The 20,542-nt window shown below is 36.0% G+C and carries 18 protein-coding genes and 1 pseudogene; 10 read left to right on the plus strand and 9 right to left on the minus strand.

Annotated features, from left to right (window positions below):
- The first annotated feature begins 31 nt into the window (after positions 1 to 31).
- The 7 genes from J0871_RS14700 to miaA all read left to right on the plus strand — a co-directional run bounded on the left by J0871_RS14700 (position 32) and on the right by miaA (position 7,070).
- Entirely contained in the window at positions 32 to 997 is a 966-nt protein-coding gene (locus tag J0871_RS14700) for a Gfo/Idh/MocA family oxidoreductase (protein WP_208226008.1), read from the plus strand.
- Positions 998 to 1,054: 57 nt separating this feature from the next.
- On the plus strand, positions 1,055 to 1,942 hold the full coding sequence (locus J0871_RS14705) for a 3-hydroxybutyryl-CoA dehydrogenase (RefSeq protein ID WP_208226009.1): 888 nt from the start codon (positions 1,055 to 1,057) through the stop codon (positions 1,940 to 1,942).
- Between the two features lie 14 nt (positions 1,943 to 1,956).
- Positions 1,957 to 3,201 (plus strand): DUF1015 domain-containing protein, encoded by a 1,245-nt coding sequence (locus J0871_RS14710; RefSeq protein ID WP_208226010.1) that lies wholly within the window; start codon positions 1,957 to 1,959, stop codon positions 3,199 to 3,201.
- 11 nt (positions 3,202 to 3,212) lie between these two features.
- The gene (locus J0871_RS14715; RefSeq protein WP_208226011.1) at positions 3,213 to 3,869 is read left to right on the plus strand and encodes a YggS family pyridoxal phosphate-dependent enzyme; all 657 of its coding nucleotides are present in this window, start codon (positions 3,213 to 3,215) and stop codon (positions 3,867 to 3,869) included.
- 17 nt (positions 3,870 to 3,886) lie between these two features.
- On the plus strand, positions 3,887 to 5,257 hold the full coding sequence (locus J0871_RS14720) for an exonuclease domain-containing protein (RefSeq protein ID WP_208226012.1): 1,371 nt from the start codon (positions 3,887 to 3,889) through the stop codon (positions 5,255 to 5,257).
- A gap of 69 nt (positions 5,258 to 5,326) precedes the next feature.
- On the plus strand, positions 5,327 to 6,160 hold the full coding sequence (locus J0871_RS14725; protein ID WP_093305891.1) for an ion transporter: 834 nt from the start codon (positions 5,327 to 5,329) through the stop codon (positions 6,158 to 6,160).
- Positions 6,150 to 7,070, plus strand: a complete 921-nt coding sequence (gene miaA, locus J0871_RS14730) for a tRNA (adenosine(37)-N6)-dimethylallyltransferase MiaA (protein ID WP_208226013.1) — start codon at positions 6,150 to 6,152, stop codon at positions 7,068 to 7,070. The genes J0871_RS14725 and miaA overlap by 11 nt, the downstream gene beginning before the upstream one ends.
- Positions 7,071 to 7,151: 81 nt before the next feature.
- On the opposite strand, the gene J0871_RS14735 is transcribed toward miaA, so the two are convergent.
- Positions 7,152 to 7,727 (minus strand): DJ-1/PfpI family protein, encoded by a 576-nt coding sequence (locus J0871_RS14735; protein ID WP_093305895.1) that lies wholly within the window; start codon positions 7,725 to 7,727, stop codon positions 7,152 to 7,154.
- 149 nt (positions 7,728 to 7,876) lie between these two features.
- Between J0871_RS14735 and J0871_RS14740 the strand changes: the two genes are divergently transcribed.
- Positions 7,877 to 8,959, plus strand: coding sequence for a Gfo/Idh/MocA family oxidoreductase (locus J0871_RS14740; RefSeq protein WP_208226014.1), 1,083 nt, complete (start codon positions 7,877 to 7,879; stop codon positions 8,957 to 8,959).
- Here the strand turns inward: J0871_RS14740 and J0871_RS14745 are convergent, their stop codons facing one another.
- The 3 genes from J0871_RS14745 to J0871_RS14755 all read right to left on the minus strand — a co-directional run bounded on the left by J0871_RS14745 (position 8,960) and on the right by J0871_RS14755 (position 11,651).
- On the minus strand, positions 8,960 to 10,066 hold the full coding sequence (locus tag J0871_RS14745; protein WP_208226015.1) for a histidine kinase: 1,107 nt from the start codon (positions 10,064 to 10,066) through the stop codon (positions 8,960 to 8,962). It lies immediately after the preceding gene.
- An 11-nt stretch (positions 10,067 to 10,077) separates the two neighbouring features.
- Positions 10,078 to 10,842, minus strand: coding sequence for a LytTR family DNA-binding domain-containing protein (locus tag J0871_RS14750; RefSeq protein WP_208226016.1), 765 nt, complete (start codon positions 10,840 to 10,842; stop codon positions 10,078 to 10,080).
- A 254-nt stretch (positions 10,843 to 11,096) separates the two neighbouring features.
- The gene (locus tag J0871_RS14755) at positions 11,097 to 11,651 is read right to left on the minus strand and encodes a hypothetical protein (RefSeq protein WP_208226017.1); all 555 of its coding nucleotides are present in this window, start codon (positions 11,649 to 11,651) and stop codon (positions 11,097 to 11,099) included.
- A gap of 310 nt (positions 11,652 to 11,961) precedes the next feature.
- On the opposite strand from J0871_RS14755, the gene J0871_RS14760 reads away from it, so the two are divergent.
- A complete protein-coding gene (locus J0871_RS14760) occupies positions 11,962 to 13,080 on the plus strand; it encodes an ATP-binding protein (RefSeq protein ID WP_208226018.1) in 1,119 nt (372 codons plus the stop codon).
- Between the two features lie 610 nt (positions 13,081 to 13,690).
- Here the strand turns inward: J0871_RS14760 and J0871_RS14765 are convergent.
- Both J0871_RS14765 and J0871_RS14770 read right to left on the minus strand, forming a co-directional pair.
- Complete coding sequence (locus J0871_RS14765; RefSeq protein WP_075327335.1) at positions 13,691 to 13,894, minus strand: dodecin family protein; 204 nt, start codon at positions 13,892 to 13,894, stop codon at positions 13,691 to 13,693.
- A gap of 269 nt (positions 13,895 to 14,163) precedes the next feature.
- Positions 14,164 to 14,604 carry a universal stress protein gene (locus J0871_RS14770; protein WP_075327336.1) on the minus strand — a complete coding sequence of 147 codons (441 nt, stop codon included), beginning with the start codon at positions 14,602 to 14,604 and terminating at the stop codon, positions 14,164 to 14,166.
- A 421-nt stretch (positions 14,605 to 15,025) separates the two neighbouring features.
- On the opposite strand from J0871_RS14770, the gene J0871_RS14775 reads away from it, so the two are divergent.
- Positions 15,026 to 17,089 (plus strand): amino acid carrier protein, encoded by a 2,064-nt coding sequence (locus tag J0871_RS14775; RefSeq protein ID WP_208226019.1) that lies wholly within the window; start codon positions 15,026 to 15,028, stop codon positions 17,087 to 17,089.
- A 111-nt stretch (positions 17,090 to 17,200) separates the two neighbouring features.
- Here J0871_RS14775 and J0871_RS14780 read toward each other — a convergent pair.
- The 3 genes and pseudogenes from J0871_RS14780 to J0871_RS14790 form a co-directional block, all read right to left on the minus strand.
- A pseudogene (locus J0871_RS14780) lies at positions 17,201 to 18,882 on the minus strand (formate--tetrahydrofolate ligase).
- A 172-nt stretch (positions 18,883 to 19,054) separates the two neighbouring features.
- Positions 19,055 to 19,888, minus strand: coding sequence for a 4,5-DOPA dioxygenase extradiol (gene ygiD / locus J0871_RS14785; protein ID WP_208226020.1), 834 nt, complete (start codon positions 19,886 to 19,888; stop codon positions 19,055 to 19,057).
- A gap of 66 nt (positions 19,889 to 19,954) precedes the next feature.
- A complete protein-coding gene (locus tag J0871_RS14790) occupies positions 19,955 to 20,527 on the minus strand; it encodes a YceI family protein (RefSeq protein ID WP_208226021.1) in 573 nt (190 codons plus the stop codon).
- Positions 20,528 to 20,542: the final 15 nt, after the last annotated feature.

A 20,542-nucleotide genomic window follows, 5' to 3' on the forward strand; every position in this document is an offset into this window, starting at 1 on the left:
AATACTATTTTTGTGAAAAATGCTAAATAATATGCTGAAAGTAGGCGTGCTTGGTGCAGGACACTTAGGAAAGATACATTTGAAATTACTCAACCAATCTGAAAAATATGAGCTTGTAGGTTTTTACGATGCCAATTCAGAAAATGCTGAAAAGATTTCTGCGGAATTCGGTTATAAAAAATTCGATACTATAGAAGAACTCATCGCCGCGGTAGATGTGGTAGATGTAGTAACCCCTACCCTTTCCCATTTTGAAGTAGCTAAAAAAACAATTACCGCAGGTAAACATCTTTTTATAGAAAAACCCATTACCAACACTTTTGCAGAAGCCGAAGAACTTATCGCTTTAGCAAAAAAACACGGCGTAAAAGGCCAGGTTGGTCACGTAGAACGCTTTAACCCTGCCTTTAGAGCTGTAGCTTCCCGAATTGAAAACCCTATGTTTATTGAGGCGCATCGCCTTGCGGAATTTAACCCGCGTGGCACAGATGTTCCTGTAGTTCTGGATTTAATGATTCACGATATTGATGCTGTTCTAAGCGTAGTAAAGTCGAAGGTGAAAAATATCAATGCCAGCGGAGTTTCAGTAATTAGTGATACGCCAGATATTGCCAACGCTAGAATTGAATTTGAAAACGGGTGTGTGGCCAACTTAACCGCCAGCCGAATTTCAATGAAAAATATGCGTAAATCCAGGTTTTTTCAGCGAGACGCTTATATTTCGGTAGATTTTCTGGAGAAAAAATGCGAGGTGGTGAAAATGAAAGACGCCCCCGAAAAAGAAGATGATTACGCGATGATCTTGCAAAATGCAGAAGGAGTAAAAAAACAAATCTATTTTGATAATCCTGATGTTTCTCCAAACAACGCCATTTTAGACGAGTTGGAAACTTTTGCCGACGCCATAAATAATAATACCACTCCAATAGTGACGCTGGAGCAGGGCGCTGAAGCCTTGCGCGTTGCCAACGGAGTTATTGAAAGTTTTAGTAAGTAATATAAAATCTATTTCAGTCGATTTTAAAACTGAAATTCATATAAAAAACCACACAAAATGAAAAATATAGCAGTTATTGGAGCAGGAACTATGGGCAACGGGATCGCCCACACTTTTGCCCAATTTGGATACAAAGTAAACCTTATAGACATTTCAGAAGAAAGTCTGGATAAGGGAATGAAAACTATTTCTGGGAATTTAGACCGAATGGTTTCTAAAGAAAAAATAAGTGCGGCAGATAAAGAAGCAACGCTTAACAACATCACCACGTATACCGATATCCCTAAAGGTGTTAAAGAAATTGATCTTGTAGTTGAAGCTGCTACAGAAAATGAAGACCTAAAACTCAAGATCTTTAAGCAACTGGACGAAAATTGCTCAGCAGAAACCATTTTAGCGAGTAATACTTCTTCAATTTCTATTACAAAAATCGCTTCAGTAGTTTCTAATCCAGAGCGTGTTATTGGAATGCATTTTATGAACCCGGTGCCAATTATGAAACTGGTAGAGATTATTCGTGGCTACAGCACCAGCAACGAAGTTACCTCGGCTATTATGGAGCTTTCAGAAAAACTAAATAAAGTTCCGGTTGAAGCGAATGACTATCCCGGTTTTGTGGCTAACCGAATTTTAATGCCAATGATTAACGAGGCGATTGAAACCTATTATAATGGCGTTGCGGGAGTAAAAGAGATAGATACCGTAATGAAACTTGGAATGGCGCACCCAATGGGCCCGCTTCAATTAGCCGACTTTATTGGTTTAGATGTTTGCCACTCAATTCTGGAAGTGATGTACGACGGTTTTAAAAATCCGAAATACGCACCCTGTCCTCTATTGACTAATATGGTGATGGCCGGGAAACTGGGAATAAAATCTGGTGAAGGTTTTTATGACTATTCTGAAAGTAAAAAAGCCGAAAAGGTTTCTTCACAATTCAGCTAAATTATTTGTAGAATTTGACCAAAATACTTCCATTTAGAGCGGTTAGACCGCAACGGGCCAAAGCCGGCCTTGTAGCTACAAAATCTTTTGAAGATTATACTGAAGCTGAAATAAGAGCGATTTTGCAGTATAACCCGTATTCATTTTTACATATTCTGAATCCGGGTTATAAATTTCAGCACGAGATAACTGGTGGGCAGCGCTTCCAGATGGTAAAAAATCGCTACCTGGAATTCAGGGAAGAAAATTCATTTATAAAAGATGAAAAACCGGCCTATTATCTTTATAAAATAGTAAGCAGGGAAACTACTTGTTGTGGTATTATTGCTGCTGCCAGTGCCGAAGATTATGAGAATAACCTCATTAAAAAACACGAAGATACAATTGCGAGCCGTGAAACTTTGTTTAAAGATTATCTAAAAGTAGTGGGCTTTAATACCGAGCCGGTTCTGCTCACCTATCCCGATAATTCCAAGATAAATGAGGTGATTGAGCAGGTTATGCAAACTCGAGCCGAATACGAATTTGCCACCGTAAACCGGGAAATTCATTATCTCTGGAAAATTGACGAGGAAGATTTATTAAGTCAAATTAAAGAAGAATTTGACCAAATGCCGCATTTGTATATTGCAGATGGTCATCATAGGAGCGCTTCTTCTTATTTACTGGCACAGGAATCCAGGAAGGCTAATTCCAACCATACGGGGAAAGAACCCTACAACTATTTTATGAGTTACCTTATTTCAGAAAGTAACCTTAATATCCACGAATACAGCAGACTCATTACCGATTTAAACGGGAATACCAAAGAAGAATTTCTTATCCAATTGGATGAATATTTCAGAATTGAAAACCACGGGATGGAAGTTTATAAACCCCAGCAAAAGCATCATTTTAATATGTATTTAGACGGGGAATTTTATTCGCTTTATTTACGAAAAACAAACTATGAATTTGGAGATTCTTTGACTAAATTAGACCCATATATTCTGTATAAGAAAGTGCTACAGCCAATTTTGGGAATTAAAGACCTTAGAAATGATAAGCGTATTTCTTATATTCACGGTAAAAATGATTTAATTGAGCTTAAAACCCGTATAGATAAAGGTGAATTTGCAGTCGGTTTTGGAATGCTCCCCTTAAGTATTGAAGAAATAAAAGAAACAGCCGACGAAGGTTTAACCATGCCTCCCAAAAGCACCTATATTGAACCCAAACTTTTAAACGGCCTTACCATCTACGAGTTTGAAACCAACTAAAAATTGATTGCATGAGTATTTCTGAAAATATAAAAAAATATAAAACTGAACTGCCTGAAGATGTCACTTTAGTGGCTATTTCTAAAACCAAACCTACAGAAGATCTTCTAGAAGCCTACGAGGCCGGCCAAAGACATTTTGGAGAGAATAAAATTCAGGAAATGACTGATAAATGGGAAGAACTTCCAAAAGATATTAAATGGCATATGGTGGGCCACGTACAGCGAAATAAGGTAAAATATATGGCGCCTTATGTTTCCCTTATTCACGCGGTAGATAGTTTAAAATTATTGAAAGAAATTAATAAAGAAGCCGACAAAAATGACCGGTCTATAGATTGTCTTCTGCAAATTAAAATTGCCGAAGAGGATAGTAAGTATGGCATTTCAGCAGAAGAAGCTCGTGAAATATTAGATTCAGAAAAGTTTAAAAGTTTAGATCGCGTAAAAGTAAAAGGACTTATGGGAATGGCCACTTTTACTGATGATGAAACTCAGGTTAAAAAAGAATTTGAACACCTTAAATCGGTTTTTAACGATTTTAAAGAGACATATTCAAATATGAATATCCTTTCTATGGGAATGAGCGGAGATTATAAAATCGCTTTAGATTGCGGTAGTAATATGGTACGCATAGGGAGTGATATTTTTGGTGAAAGGAATTATTAAGAGATAGAAAATTTTTTTTGTACGCAGTAGTAGACATAGAAACCACCGGTGGTAAATATAACGAAGAAGGAATTACAGAAATCGCAATTTATAAATTTGATGGTTTAAAAGTAGTAGACCAATTTATAAGCCTTGTAAATCCCGAAAAACCAATTCAACCCTTTGTGGTTAACCTCACGGGAATTAATAACGATATGCTTCGTAATGCTCCAAAATTTTACGAAGTAGCCAGGCGCATTGTAGAAATTACAGAAGATTGTGTACTGGTAGCCCACAATGCTAAATTTGATTATAGAATTCTTAGAACCGAATTTAAAAGACTTGGTTTTGATTTTGAAAGAAGATCACTATGTACCGTAGAACTTTCTAAAAAACTTATTCCCGGCCAGGCTTCTTATAGTTTAGGAAAACTTGTTAGAGCTCTTGGAATTCCTTTAAGTGACAGGCATCGTGCCAGTGGAGATGCCCAGGCAACTGTAAAGCTTTTTAAAATGCTACTCGCAAAAGATATTGAAAAGAATATTCTAAAAGATGCGGTAAAATTAGAATCAAAACGTCAAATAGATACCCGGCTTGTTTATATCCTTGAAGATTTACCGGGAATTACGGGCGTTTATTACTTTCATAATGAAGAAGGTGAGATTATTTACATTGGAAAAAGCAGGAATATTAAAAAGCGAGTAACCCAGCATTTTACCAACGAGCAGCGTAAAGCTCGTGAAATGCAGAAAGAAGTTAGCTCGGTTAGTTTTGAAGCCACGGGAAACGAACTGGCAGCACTTTTAAAAGAAAATCAGGAGATAAAACATAATAAGCCTAAATTCAATAAGGTTTTAAAAAAGAATATCTTTAGCCACGCCCTCTACCACTCTGCCGATAACGAGGGTTATATTAATTTAAAAATTGGTCGTGCCGGTAAGAAAAATAGTATCACTACTTTTTCTTCTTTAAAACGAGCTCGCAACGTTTTAGAGATGTGGATAACAAAATATGAACTCTGCCCCAGGCTCTGTAATCTTGAAAAAGGCAATGGAAACTGCTTTAATTATACCATAGAAAAATGCAACGGTGCCTGTATAAAAGAAGAATCGGCTGAAGCTTATAATGAGAAAGTGAGAGCATTAATCAATCAGCATTCTTATAAAACCCAGCATATGCTGGTTATAGATCGTGGTCGTGATATAGACGAAAAAAGTGCATTGCTGGTGGAAGATGGTGAATTTAAAGGAATTGGATATTTCAATTTAAACCACCAGATTAATAATATAGATATTATTAGATCTATAATTACCCCTATGAAAAACGATCGCGACGCCCAACATATTATTCAAAGCTATTTACGCCGAAATTCCCGGTTAAAAATTATACCATTAGCGCCAGCTACTTAAATAAATTTTAATTTACTTAGATGCTTCAGCAATTTATTTAAATTTGAATAATTCCTAAAAATTCTATTTTTGAGCAGAACGCAACCCAAACCAGGCTGGAAGTCTAAAATCCACGAAATAATTTACGAAGCCGATACCCCGGCGGGTAAATTTTTTGACGTTGCTCTACTTGTTGTTATCGCCATAAGTATTATCCTGGTAATGCTGGAAAGCGTAAGCAGCCTTAACTTAAAGTATTACTGGCATTTTTATATTGCTGAATGGATTATTACCATAATTTTCACCATAGAATACATTTTAAGGATTATTGCTATTAAAAAACCTAAAAATTATATTTTTAGTTTCTATGGTATTGTAGATTTACTCTCCACCCTTCCCACCTATCTGGCTTTTCTATTTGGGGGTCATAATTTACTTTTTGCAGTAAGAGCCTTAAGATTGCTTAGAGTATTTAGAATTTTAAAGATTACACGTTATATAGGCGAATCCAACCGACTTTTATTAGCCTTACGTAACAGCCGTCCAAAAATTATTGTTTTCCTCTTTGCCGTGCTTATTATTTGTGTAATTATGGGAACGGTAATGCATTTGGTTGAAGGAGAAGAAGGAGGTTTTGATAATATTCCGCTTAGTATTTATTGGGCGATTGTTACCCTTACTACCGTGGGATTTGGAGATATTCACCCCATTACTCCGCTTGGTAGGTTTATCGCATCATTTATTATGATTGTAGGTTACGGAATTATTGCCGTACCAACCGGTATTGTGACTTCTGAAATTACCCGGGCTCAAAAAAATAAGATTCCTACCAATACCCAGGTTTGCCCGCATTGCAACGAAACCAAACATATGGATGATGCTGAATTTTGCCATAACTGCGGAAAACCACTTCATGAACACTAATTACTTGCTTAATGTAGTTGGGCCTACCGCTATCGGTAAAACTTCCCTGGCCATCAATCTCGCTAAAAAGTTTAATACTGAAATAATTTCAGCAGATTCCCGGCAGTTTTATAAGGAAATGCGAATTGGCACCGCAGTCCCTTCAACCGAAGAACTGGAAGCTGCGAAACATCATTTTATTCAACATATTTCTATTGAAGATGCTTATAATGTGGGCGATTTTGAAGCTGATGCGATTCAGAAATTAGAAGAAATTTTCCAGAATCACGATGTTGTGATAATGGTAGGCGGCAGCGGTTTATACACCAAAAGCGTTCTGCAAGGCCTGGATTATTTTCCCGAAGTTCCTGCAGAAATTAGGGAAAATTTGAACTTAAAGTATGAAGAAAATGGATTGGTTCCTTTACAAAAGGAACTCCAAAAATACGATCCTGAATATTATAATGTAGCCGATGTTGAAAATCCGCAGCGAGTTATAAGAGCGCTAGAAGTTTGCATAACTTCAGGAAAACCATATTCCTCTTATTTAAATCAGCCTAAAAAACAGCGTGATTTTATCCCGATAAGCATAGGCCTTACTGCCGATCGTGAAATAATCTATGAACGTATAAACCGGCGTGTAGATTTAATGATGAATGAAGGATTACTGGAAGAAGCAGAAAAACTTTTTGCTCACAAACATTTAAATGCTTTAAACACCGTAGGCTATAAAGAACTTTTTAGTTATTTGGAAGGAAAAATTTCCCTCGAAACGGCAGTTTCAGAAATTAAGAAAAACACCCGAAGATTCGCAAAAAGACAGCTTACCTGGTTTAGAAAAGACCACGATATACAATGGTTCGATTTTAAAACCCCTCCGGAAGAAATTCAGGAATTTATTGAGGGAAAAATCACTGAATTTGCAAAGTGATAGATAAAAAAACCTCCCCTCCTTTTCAAGGAGGGGAATGAATTCAGCGCAACTGAAGAAAGGGGTGGTTAAGCCCCAATCTTAAATCTCAATTTTTGCCCCGAGTAATTTTACAAATTCTCTAATAAATGCGGCGTGACCCGGCCAGGCTGGTGATGTTACCAGGTTGCCATCTACCACTGCTTCAGTAGGCTTAACTTCTTTATAATTCCCTCCTACCAGTTCTATTTCTGGACCAATTGTGGGGTATGCGGTGAGTGTTCTGCCTTTTAAAACTTTTGCTACGGTAAGAATTTGGATAGCGTGGCAAATAGAAGCCACCGGTTTATCTTTTTCAAAGAAATGCTTAGTGATTTCAATTACTTTTTTATTCAGCCTAAGATATTCTGGTGCCCGGCCGCCGGCCATTACAAATCCGTTATAATCGTCTGCAAATACCTCATCAAAAGAATAATTGAGTTCAAACAAATGACCTGGTTTTTCAGTGTAGGTTTGGTCTCCTTCAAAATCGTGAATTGCAGTTTTTATCTTGTCGCCTTTCTTTTTTCCCGGGCATACCGTATGCACGGTGTAGCCCAACATTTCTAACATCTGGAAAGGAACCATAGTTTCATAATCTTCAGCGAAATCACCGGTTAAAAAAAGTATTTTTTTCATAATTAATCAGGTTTTGATTTGACTTTTAAGTTAAGAAAATTCATACTTAGCACTGGTAATCAGTTTTTAAAAAATAGTTAAATATAATTTTTGACTGCAAATTTTAAAAAAGCTTGAGTAACTTTTGGGTTCAGGCAAAAAACATAATTATGCAAGATCGCAGGACATTTATTAAAAAATCAGGGCTATTTGTGGCCGCTACTACACTTCCAATTCCCAATTTTCTACTTCATAAAAATAAAGAAAAATTAGGCGTAGCCCTGGTAGGGCTTGGAAACTACAGTACCGGACAACTTGCACCGGCGCTTCAGGAAACCGATTATTGCGAATTACGAGGTATTGTAACTGGAAGTCCTGAGAAAATACCGGTATGGCAAAAGAAATACGGGATTAAAGATCAAAACGTGTATAATTATGAAAATATGGATGAGATTGCCAATAACGATGATATAGATGTAATCTATATTGTGGTACCCACGGGGCTTCACGCAAAGTATGCAATTAAGGCCGCCAATGCAGGGAAACACGTTTGGTGTGAAAAGCCTATGGCAAAAACCTCGGAAGAATGCCAACAAATAATTGAGGCCTGTAATAAAAATGGGGTAAAACTTTCTATTGGTTATAGAATGCAGCACGAAAAAAATACGCAAACCTTAATGAAATGGGCTGAAACCAAACCTTTTGGTAAGATGAAAAACCTAAAAGCCGAAGCCGGTTATTATGGAGACCCTATGAATCCCTGGAAACTGGAAAAAGAAATGGGTGGCGGTGCTATGTATGATATGGGCGTTTACCCGTTAAATGCAGCGCGCTATACCACTGGCTTAGAACCAATCTCGGTGAGTGCAAAACATATAATTAACAGACCAGAAATTTTTGATGAAGTTGATGAAACTACGGTTTTTGATCTTGAATTTCCTAACGGAATTACTGCTAATTGCAGAACCAGTTTTGGAGAAAGTATGAATAATCTTGAAGTAGATTGCAAAGATGGCTGGTATTATTTAAGACCTTTCCAATCATACTCGGGGGTGAAAGGAAAAGCCAGCGATGGGACTGTTTTAGCTCCATTCGGGAAAAATCAGCAAGCTGTACAAATGGATGATGATGCCCTGGCAATTATCAACGATAAAAAGGTTATGGTTCCCGGGGAAGATGGATTGAAGGATATTATAATCCTGGAAAAAATATATGAATCTGCCAGTAAAAACGGGGAACGTTTAAGCTTATAATCAGGTTTTGGAAAAGGGAATTTTTATTATGGTTTCTACTCCAGCCTCTTTATTGCGTATTTTAAAACTGGCCCTTTTTCCGTAAAGCGTAAGTAAACGATCCCTGGTATTAGAAATCCCCACTCCTTTTTCTAACAAAGCCTCTTGTTTTTCGGTAAGTGGTTTTCCATTATTGTATACACTAAGCACCAGGAACCCTCTGGATTTAAAAATATTGATCACAATTTTTAAATGTATATTATGGTAAGAATAACCGTGTTTAACCGAATTTTCTATAATGGGTTGTAATAGCAGTGATGGCACTAAATGATCTAACAGGCTTTCGTCTATATTCTTCTCGATTATCAAATGATCTGAAAACCTAAGAGTGAGAATATTTAAATAATAGTCCAGCATTCGTAATTCCTTTCTCAGGGTAACTTTATAGTTCTCGCTACTGTATAAAATTTCACGAAGCAGGTCGCTTAGATCTGCAATGGTATCCTGGGCTTTTTTAGCATCTATTTCAACTAAAACCGAAATAGAGTTTAAGGTATTGAATAAAAAATGCGGCTGTAGCTGAGAAGATAACATCTTCATACGCGTATTGGTAAGTTGAGATTCCAGTAGCGTCTTTTGCTTCTCGGTCTCTTTTACCTGTTTTAAATAATAATAGGTGTAGATGATAAAAATCATCGCAAAGTAGATCAAAAAATTAAGATCTATTACGAATATCATTTGGTCTATACTGGCTTTTAAACTATAGTCGGCAAAAGTCATGAGCCCGAGTAAAATTCCGTAGAGATCAAAGAAAAAACGAATTACAAACCCTATTAATATTGAAAATAAGGTATGCAGTAAAAAAATTTTTATCCACGAATAATTTTTATTTAAAAGGCGCTTAGTACTTATCGCAATCAGGCTCATATAAACCACTACAATAATCCAGTCTATAAGCAAATTATGGATAAAAATGTCGTGCCAGGATTCTACGGTCTCCCGGGAAACGAAGGCGCGCATATAAGCCAGTTTGCCTAAATATACCAGGTTGAATAACGTGTAGAAAGCCGCCAAAAGCAAAATAAGCTTTACGTCTATATATTTATTTTTTAAGGCTGAAAAGCTCATCTTGAGGTTCTTTAAATTCCGAGTTTATCGAATAATTCCTTTTTATTGGATTTGCTGATGCGTAATAATTTATTGTCTCTCATTTTTACATCTACTTCAGAGAAATCTGAATGCACAATTTCTTTAATATGATTCAGATTAATAATGGCCGATCTATGAATTCTGAAAAAGGCATGGTTTTTAAAAAACTCTTCAAGGTTATTTAAAGATTCCCGCAGTAAATATTTACTATTTTCAGTATAAATTTCAGCATAATAGCCAGAAGCACAGATATAACTAATCTCGTTGGGTGTTAGTAAAACGGTTTTATTACCCTGCCTAACCGGAAGTTTTAAGGGAATTTTGGAAGTTTTCCTGTCTTTGCTATAAACTTCAAATAAAGTTTGCAGGCGTTTTTCAAAATTTTCCTGAACTTCATTATTTGAGATATTAAGTACTTTTTTTATAGTTTTAAAAAACCGCTCGTCGCGAAAGGGTTTCAGAAGAAAATCGAACGCATCTACATCAAAAGCTTTTGTGGCATAATTATCATAAGCAGTAACAAATACAACTATCGGTTTTGGGTTCACATGAAGCTTCTGCAGCACTTCAAATCCACTCATATCTTTCATACTAATATCAAGAAAAACAAGTCCCGGCTTAAGCTTATTAATTTGAGTAATCGCCGATTTCCCATTGGAGCATTCTCCCAAAACTTCAATTTCCTTTACTTCAGCAAGCAGGTTAAGCACTCTTCTTCTTGCCAGTTCTTCATCATCTACAACAAGTGCTTTCATAATTTTACATTTGAGATATACCCATGTAATTTAAAACTATTTTTTCTTGTTGAATATTTTTTTTTGAATCTAAGTAATTGATATCAAATAATTTAGTGAATGAATAAACCTAATTCTGCTACCAGGGATATATTTTATGCTGTGAATAGTCTCCTATTTGATATAAAGCATAAAAAAGCCTGTAAAGTTTTTTAAAAGCTTCATTTAGACTGAAGTTTATACTTTACAGGCATTAGTTAAAGTTTCTGAAGAAATTACATACCGGCCACACGCTCTTCATTTATATTTTTAGGATCAATTTTAATAATCTTTGATTTATCATTTTTCACAACTTTAATTCGATAAAGTTCTTTATCCAGAAGCTTCCCCTGCCCCCTGGCTTTGTAATTATTCTTTACCATACTCCAGCCTTCGGTTTGTCTCCATAATTCATTTCTTACTGCGAGAGGCAAAGCAATATCTTTAAATAGTTGCCTGGTTCGGTTTAATACTCCTTCTTTTGAATAATTGGCTTCAAGAAATCCTTTACTAGATTGGAAACGTACTAAATAACTATCATAATCTTTATATTTCACTTCTTCAATAAATTTAGAAATATCAAAATAAGACTCCATAAATGCCATCGGATTTTTAGTGAATTCAGCAGCAAAACTATCGCTCACATTATAGCGGTATTCATCGGGATTATCGGTTGCCTCGAGAACAAGAGGAGAATAAGCAATTCTTGTTTCTTCCAGTTGTGTAATTCTCTGGGCGTAGCTACTAAAGCTAAAGCTCACAAGCATCAAAATAACGACTAATGTTTTCATAACAATTAATTTTTAAGATTTATAAACGGTTTAGGTACAAGCTTGTATTTAATTATATCTTAAAGTTATGTAGCAAAACAGGTGAAATAATAAGGAATGATCCAGACTACATTTTTTTGGTAATGAACAGGTAAAAAATTGATATAAAGCGCGTAAACTGAATTGGACCTATTTCAGAAATCGAAAATTTTTACTAATTTTATAAACTTTTTATACACAAAAAATTATTCTTATTAAGACTTCCACTACGCATAAAAATTATAAAGCAGACGTTGCAAATATTAATAAAATCCCCATCGTTACTCAGTTATTGGATATTATTTGTCTTACAACCGGGATGGGTTTTACCGCTATTGCCCGGGTCACAGAAGATAAATGGATTACCTGCGCTGTAAACGATAAAATTAAATTCGGCTTAAAACCCGGAGATGAATTAAAAGTAGAAACTACTATTTGTAACGAGGTACGCCAGCACGAACAGGCTGTTTTTATAGATAATGTAGCCACAAGCGAAACTTATGCCAAGCATCCAACTCCCGCGATGTATGGTTTTTCAAGTTATATTTCGGTTCCTTTATATAAAAAAGATGGAAGTTTTTTTGGTACTATTTGCGCCATAGATAAAAAGATAGCTAAAATTGATACCGAAGAAATTAGAGGGATGTTTCAACTCTATGCTGAATTAATTAGCTTTCACCTGGAAGCAATTGAAGAAAAGGAGAATGCAGTTGCAGAATTAAACGAAGAACACCAAATAGCTGAATTGCGGGAACAATTTATTGCAATTTTAGGTCACGATCTAAAAAACCCCATCGCCACTACGCGAATGAGTGCTGAAATTTTAATGAAATTTAGTAAGGAAGATATTGTAAAGCGGAATGCTTCCCTTATTAAATCTACCAGCATCAGGATGGAAGGTTTAATAGATAATCTTTTAGATTTTGCCCGCGGCCGCCTGGGAGAAGGTATAAAGCTTAATAAAACTGCCGATTCCAAAAAACTGGAAGATGTATTGAAACAGGTGATTAACGAATTAAAGATTATTTCTCCCCAACAGAAAATTTCTTCTAAGATTCAATTAGAAAATCCGGTAAATTGTGATCCAGACCGTATTGCACAATTATGTTCTAACCTTTTAGGAAATGCAGTAACTCATGGTACACCAGATGAATCTATAGAACTTGAAGCGGTATGCTTAAATGGAGAGTTTAAATTAGAAATTACTAACAATGGGACGAAAATCCCTAAAGAAGTAAGGGAAAAATTATTTCAACCATTTTATCGTCTTGAAGGAGAAGAGCCCAAAAAAGGTTTAGGCCTGGGGCTTTATATTGCCTCAGAAATTGCAGCAGCACACAATGGAGAGATAAAAGTAAGCTCTTCAGACAAAGAAACTGTTTTCAGTTTTGTGATGCCGGCGCAAAGCTAACCCGGGACAGCCAAAAAGCTATCTTAGTTACTTTATAAAATAGCAGCCTAAAATATTAGGTTAAGAGTTCCTAATACTGCAAAAATAGCCGCAACTACTATCCAGGCCAGAATTAATAAAATAAATAGTTTAGCCAGAAAATGAAACCCTGATGTGGCTGTTTTGTAATTCTCCAAAAAAATATAAAAAGGATTCATAGCACAAATATTAAGGTTAGACATAGAACCTATATAGAAATTCGCTATAAAAAAGTAGTGGTAAAAACTTATTTTACTGAAAAGATATTATTGAAGCTTTTAGCCCTCAAAATAATTTGTCCAGAATTTTTAAAGGTAATTTTCCACCATATTCTAAAGTTATTATCCAAAAAAGTTCACCTTTAATTTAAAACTATTAATACATTTTTGAAACGGGGGAAATCCTGTATTAATCAACTTTGTAATAAAATAGAGATTTATTTTTAGGAAAATTCTGTATAATTTTCCAGAAGAAAACAAATTCGAATAATATAGAAATTTAGGATTTTAGGGGCTTTGAATGGGAAGTAAACATAAAAATGGGGAAGCGTTTAATTAATAAACTACTTCCCCAAAACTCAAACGAACTAAATTTAGCTCTCTTTTTTAAATGATATCTTCGCGTTCACTGCGTACGAAGCAATTTTATTATTAATCACATTCGCGTGCATCTCTTTCACGTAAACCGATTCTATATTTTTTACACTTTTAGAAGCCTCTGCAAGGGCATTTCTGGTTGCATCATCAAAACTCTCTGTTGAACTTGCAATTACTTCAATAACTTTTACGATACTCATAATTTTTTGTTTTTATGGTTATATCTTAAAGTTAATGAACAAGTTAGCCTATAAAAAAGGTTTAACAATTTATAACATGGACTTAAATCTTTATTCCTAAAAAAATTAAAAGAATATTTTTTTAAAAAAATTCCTCTACAGATTCAAAGTGTGTTTAGAATTACGATAAGAATCGCACAATGCAACTTTTTGAATTAAAACAAAGCGATCTTGCACTTAACTTTTAATTTAAGAGCTAAATCGCATTATTATCTCAGAAAATGAGAAATCTATCCTAGCGGGACCGCTAATAAAGGAATTTGAAGTTCGTCTATAAGATCTTTTTTCTTGTTTGAGGTAAACAGGCCATACACCAGGTTTTTTTTCTTGTGGCCGGCAACTACCAAATCAATATTACACTCATCTACCAACTTTTTAATAGACTTTATTACAGAACCTTCAATTATACGGCCCTCTACTTCTACATTATGATCTTTTGCAACATCTTCGGCCCACTTTTCTATGGTAGCTTTTTCTTTTTTTCGGTCCTCAGCTCTCTTTTCATAAACATATTGAGGTCCGGCCTCCCGGGCAAGAAAATCATCAGGATCAGCTACAGTTACGTGAATTATCCAGATTTTGGCGTTTGTTAATTTAGCAATATTAACCGCGTGTGAAATAAGTAAATCAGCATCATTTTTACGGTCTACGGCTACTAAAATGTTCTTCATGTTATGGCAGGTTTAAGAAACTAAAAATAGGAAAAAATTATGCGCTTCTAAAATATTTGAGAAGCAACCTTAATCTTTTCCAATTTAAATGTGTGTTTTTCAATTTTTCTAACTAAGGATTATACATTATATTTACAGCTAATTTTTCAAATTTCATAAAAAATAAAACCAGGCTAAAAACCATTTTATTTTTCTTCTCGGCGGTCACGGGAACTTATGCTTTTCTTATTTATAATTTTATCTACCTGATGAAAATAAGGTGACCTAAGAGTTTCTTCTAATTTGAATGATTTTCCCTTTTTTTATCACTTCGTTTTCATCCAAAGATTAAATTAAAATACATAAAAGCAAACCCAATGATTTCTTTAGGAAGAAACGCTGCTTTTTAGCGGTGTGGAGTTTCAAATTTAGAAATTAAACTATGAAAAAATATTTTCTTTTAATCCTTTTACTTCCGCTTTCAATGTTAAATGCCCAGCAACTTAAGATAGATGCTAAAGCTGGAAATATTTCTAATTTAATTAATGACGGATTTATTGATTTGGAGGTTTCAGGTGGGCAACCTCCCTATACCTATAAATGGTCTGATAAAAATACTGGGCTTGAATCAAAATCGGCTTACGGTCTTACCGAAGGAATTCCTTATAAAGTCAAAATCACAGATAGTAAAGGTGCCACTCTTACCCGGGAGTTTAAAATAAAACCTAAAGCAATTACCGAACATTTTAATGGTGCTGCTGTTCCGCTGGTAGAAAGCCTGGGGAATTTCTTATTCTGGGACCCGTTTACCACATTTGGAATTTATGATCCTGTAGTGTATGCTGAAGTTGCTAAAGTGCCCATCCCGGGTTGGAGTCCTTCGGTAAATGATCGCTATTTACTTAAGGAATGGAAAATTAATGAAGGGAAGAATGTGAATGAAGGAGATCTTATTGCCATAGTAAATTCCGAAAATAAAGGTGATTTAAATATTTATGCCACTACAAGCGGAAATCTAAAACACTTAACCAAAGCCGGAGATGTAATTTACGATTCCAATAACAGCGATCATCTTATTAAAACAGGCGCTCATAATTTAGCCGAAATTAAATACCCTACTCCCCTGCCAGTTACTCACCCAAATGGAGACCCCAAAACCCATAATATTCCTCTTATAGTTATTTGGTTAATATTTGGTGCTGCATTTTTTACCGTTAAAATGGGTTTTATCAATTTTAAAGGGGTAAAACATTCTATAGACCTCGCACGCGGAAAATATGATGACCCTACCGCCCCGGGTAAGATCACTCATTTTCAAACCATGGCAACCGCAGTTTCTGCTACCGTAGGACTGGGAAATATCGCCGGTGTGGCTATCGCTATATCTTTGGGAGGAGCCGGAGCAACTTTTTGGATGATTATCGCCGGACTTTTAGGTATGGCTTCAAAATTTGTGGAATGTACCCTTGGAATTAAATATAGGGTTATTAATAAAGAAGGAAAGATTTTTGGTGGTCCTATGAATTATTTACAACACGGGCTGGAACGAAGAAATATGAAAAGTTTTGGGAAAGTTCTGGCTGTTTTCTTTGCAGTACTGTGTATCGGAGCAACACTAGGTGGAGGGAATATGTTTCAGGCCAATCAATCTTTCGAGATTCTTGCCAGTCAGTTTGAATTTATGGAAGGAAATGGTTTTTATTTTGGCCTCGCTCTTTCAGGCCTTGTAGGTTTAGTTATTCTTGGTGGCATTGAGAGTATAGGCAAAGTAACCGGGAAGATTGTTCCCTTAATGGCTCTAATATATGTGGTTTCTGCGCTTGTGGTTATTGGTGTAAATTTTGAAAATATAGGTGCAGCATTTTCTGCGATTTATAATGGCGCTTTTAATGCAACAGCCTTAAAAGGTGGAGTGATAGGCGTACTTATTGTAGGATTTCAAAGGGCTGCATTCTCTAGCGAATCTGGAGTTGGTTCGGCGGCAATAGCTCATAGTGCCGGAAAAACCAGGCATCCAGCTTCTGAAGGCTATGTAGCGTTAATTGAACCTTTTATAGACACGGTAATTATCTGTACTTTAACTGCACTTGTTCTTATTTTTACCGGCATGCACGAGGTAGAGGGCGTTGGTGGGGTACAACTTACCTCTGGAGCTTTTGCTACCGTAATGCCGTGGTTTCCTTATGTGTTGAGTATTGTGGTTTTTCTCTTTGCATTTTCTACTATGATTTCCTGGTCTTATTACGGGTTAAGAGCGTGGACCTATATATTCGGAAAAACCAACAGGAGCGAATTGGTTTTCAAATCTATGTTCCTGGTTTTTGTAGTGATTGGTGCTTCAGTAGGACTGGGAGCTGTGCTTGATTTCTCTGATATGATGATTTTAATTATGTCTTTCCCCAATATTATAGGCCTATATATAATGTCTGGTGAAGTTAGAAATGACTTAAAGGAATACAACCGAAGGCTTAAAGCAGGAGAATTATTTACAAAAACTGCAGAATAAATTGCCTAAGCGCATTTTTACCCCGTTAAAGAGTAAACCTTTTAAAAAGTTAAAAACCTTCCGGTATTCGCCGGAAGGTTTTTTTATTTGAAAAAAAAATAGATCTTACCCTTAAACCAGCCCCGAAATATTTCCTTCCAAATCTACTGTTATATTTTCTGAAGCAGGATGTACAGGTAATCCCGGCATTCGCATCATATCACCGGTTATAGGTATAAGAAAGCCTGCACCGGCAGCTATTTCAATCTCCCTAACAGTGAGTGTAAATCCTGTAGGTCTTCCTAATAGCGCCGGATTATCTGATAATGATTTTTGAGTTTTTGCAATACAAACTGGCAATTCCTCCAGTCCCAGATCTAAAATAGTCTTCAGGTTTTTCTTTGCTTTAGATGAAAATTCTACCCTATTAGCCCCATATATTTTTTTCGCAATAGTTTCAATTTTAGTCACCACATCCTGTTCCCATTTGTACAGGGGTTTAAAATCAGAACTATTTTCTTCAATAGCTTCTATTACTTTGGCCGCCAGGTCTAACGCTCCTGCTCCACCTTTTGCCCAACCATCAGAAAGGGCAACTTTAATATTTAATTTTCGGGCCAAATCAAAAATAACCTGTATTTCTTCATCGCTATCATTATAAAACCTGTTAATGGCAATAACGGGAGTTATATTATACAATTTTGCATTCTCCAGGTGTTTCTCAAGGTTGGGAAGCCCATTAATTAAAGCTTCAACATTAGGAATTGTAAGTGTTTTTAAATCGGCTCCACCGTGATACTTAAGAGCCCTAATAGTAGTGGTCATTACCACCACTTTAGGCGCCAAACCGGCGCTTTGGCATTTAATATCAAGAAATTTTTCTGCACCAAGATCAAAGCCAAAACCAGCCTCGGTCACCGTATAATCTGAAAGGCTCATTCCCATTCGCGTGGCAATAACTGAGTTGGTTCCCTGGGCAATATTTGCAAAAGGACCTAAATGAATAATGGCGGGATTACCTTCAATAGTTTGTACCAGGTTTGGTTTAAGCGCGTCTTTAAGTAAGGTAGCCATTGCACCTTCAGCATTAAGATCTCGTGCAAAAATTGGCTTTTTTCCATAAGTATAACCAATAAAAATATTTCCTAAACGTCCTTTTAAATCGTCCAGGTTTTCGGCAAGGCACATTATGGCCATAATTTCTGAAGCCGCAGTAATGTCAAATCCGCTTTCCCGTGGAATTCCAGAACCTGTTCCTCCAAGGCCAATTACAATATTTCTAAGCGCACGATCGTTGACATCCATCACTCTTTTAAGCGAAATAGTACGAGGGTCAAGTCCCAGATTATTTATTTTTGACTATAATTATTATCTACCAGGGCAGCAAGAAGATTATGAGCTTTTTCTATCGCTGAAAAATCTCCCGTAAAATGAAGATTTATATCTTCCATAGGAAGAACCTGAGAAAAACCTCCTCCTGTGGCGCCACCCTTAATACCAAAAACAGGACCTAAAGAAGGTTCACGCAAAACCACCGTAGTTTTTTTGCCAAGTTGGTTTAAAGCTTCAGAAAGTCTTATAGAAACGGTTGTTTTCCCTTCACCGGCGGGAGTTGGGGAAATTGCCGAAACCAGGATAAGGTTGTTATTTTTTATCTTTTCTTTATTAATTCTATTTAGCGGAAGTTTGGCTTTGTACTTTCCGTACATTTCAATTTCTTCAGCATCAAGAGCTAATTTTTTGGCAATTTCAGTAATAGGTTTTAAATCAATCTTTTGGGCAATTTCCAGGTCGGTAAGTGGCGTTGTGGTCATCATCTTTACTGCTTTTATAACCACAAAATTATATGCAAAGGAAGTGTTGAAAAATGACGGGTATCAGTTTAAAGGAAAATATTCAAACGTTTTCGAAGATTTAATATTCAGAAATTCATTTTAGAATATTTTCTAAAGAATTTAAAGACATTTATTTTAGAAAGAAACAGCATCAGCCGATTTTAACTGAAGTCATTGTTAGAGAACCCGCTACGGCTTTATCATTAAAAAAGGAAAGTTTTTCATTTTTAGCTTTGAGCCCAAGAGTGTAAAGCAAGGGAATATAATGTTCTGGAGTAGGAATGGCCAGTTTCGCCTCAGCTCCAAGGTTTTTATAATTAATAAGCCTACTAAAATCGCCTTCAGAAATATACTTTTTGAATTTAGCATTCATCTCCAAAGCCCAATCGTAACCATAACCCGGTTCTTCTATTTTATCCCAGGCCAACATTCTTAGATTATGAACCATATTACCGCTACCAATAATTAAAACTCCTTTATTTCTATGTTCCATGAGTTCTTTAGTAAGCTCAAAATGATAGTTTTCGTCTTTATTATGGTCTATACTAAGTTGTAAAACAGGAATATTTGCTTCGGGGTACATATGCCTAACTACGGTCCAGGCGCCATGATCTAAACCCCAATCATGATCTTCTACAATCGCCGTAGATTTTACCAGGTTTTTAGTTTCCCGGGCTATTGTAGGACTTCCCGGCGCAGGATACTGAACCTGAAATAATTCCTGAGGGAAACCTCCAAAATCATGAATGGTTTTGGGAAATTCCATACTGGTAATTCTGGTTCCGTTCGTGAGCCAATGGGCCGAAACTACCAAAACAGCTTTTGGAGTAGGCATGTCTTTAGCCATTTTCTTCCAACCGGAACTAAATTCGTTATCCTGAATGCCATTCATAGGTGAACCATGACCAATAAACAAAACGGGCATTGGTTGCTCCTGCCTGGGCAGGTTGGCTGTGAATTTATTAAAATCTGAAAGGGTTGACATTCTATTTATTTTAAAAAGAGGAGGCTAAATTTTTTTAAACAGGAATTTATAGCCTCCTCTAAATATTTATTGTTTAATGAATTCTCCGTCTACTTCAATATTTACCTCATCACTAAGCATTGGCTCAGGGAAATTGGCTCCTAAATTAAAGTCAGATCGTTTTATGGTTCCTGTAATTGCAAAACCTGAAGTTAAATTTTTACTCTGCGGATTTTCTACCGTACCACGATGCCAAACCTCTAAAGTAACAGGTTTTGTAACGCCATGAAAAGTAAGATCTCCGGTCACTTTATATTTATTATCACCAATTTTTTCTGAAGAATTACTTTTAAAACTCATCTTAGGATGGTTTTCTACATCAAAGAAATCAGCACTTTTAAGGTGGCCGTCCCTTCTGTCTACTCCAGTATTAATAGAGGCTACATCTATTTCCATTTCGTATTCAGCATTACTAAAATCGTCTTCAGATGCTGTAATACTGCCTTCAAATTCTCCAAATTGACCTTCTATTTCGGCAATTCCGAGGTGTACAATGTCAAAAGAAACCTGGGTATGAGCCGGATCGGCTTTCCAGGTTGTTTGTGCGAAAATGCTTGTGCTTAAAAAAGCGACAAACAAAAAAGAAAATACTTGTTTCATAATATTTAGTTTAGA

Source organism: Salegentibacter sp. BDJ18 (assembly GCF_017579965.1).
Taxonomy (GTDB): Bacteria; Bacteroidota; Bacteroidia; order Flavobacteriales; family Flavobacteriaceae; genus Salegentibacter.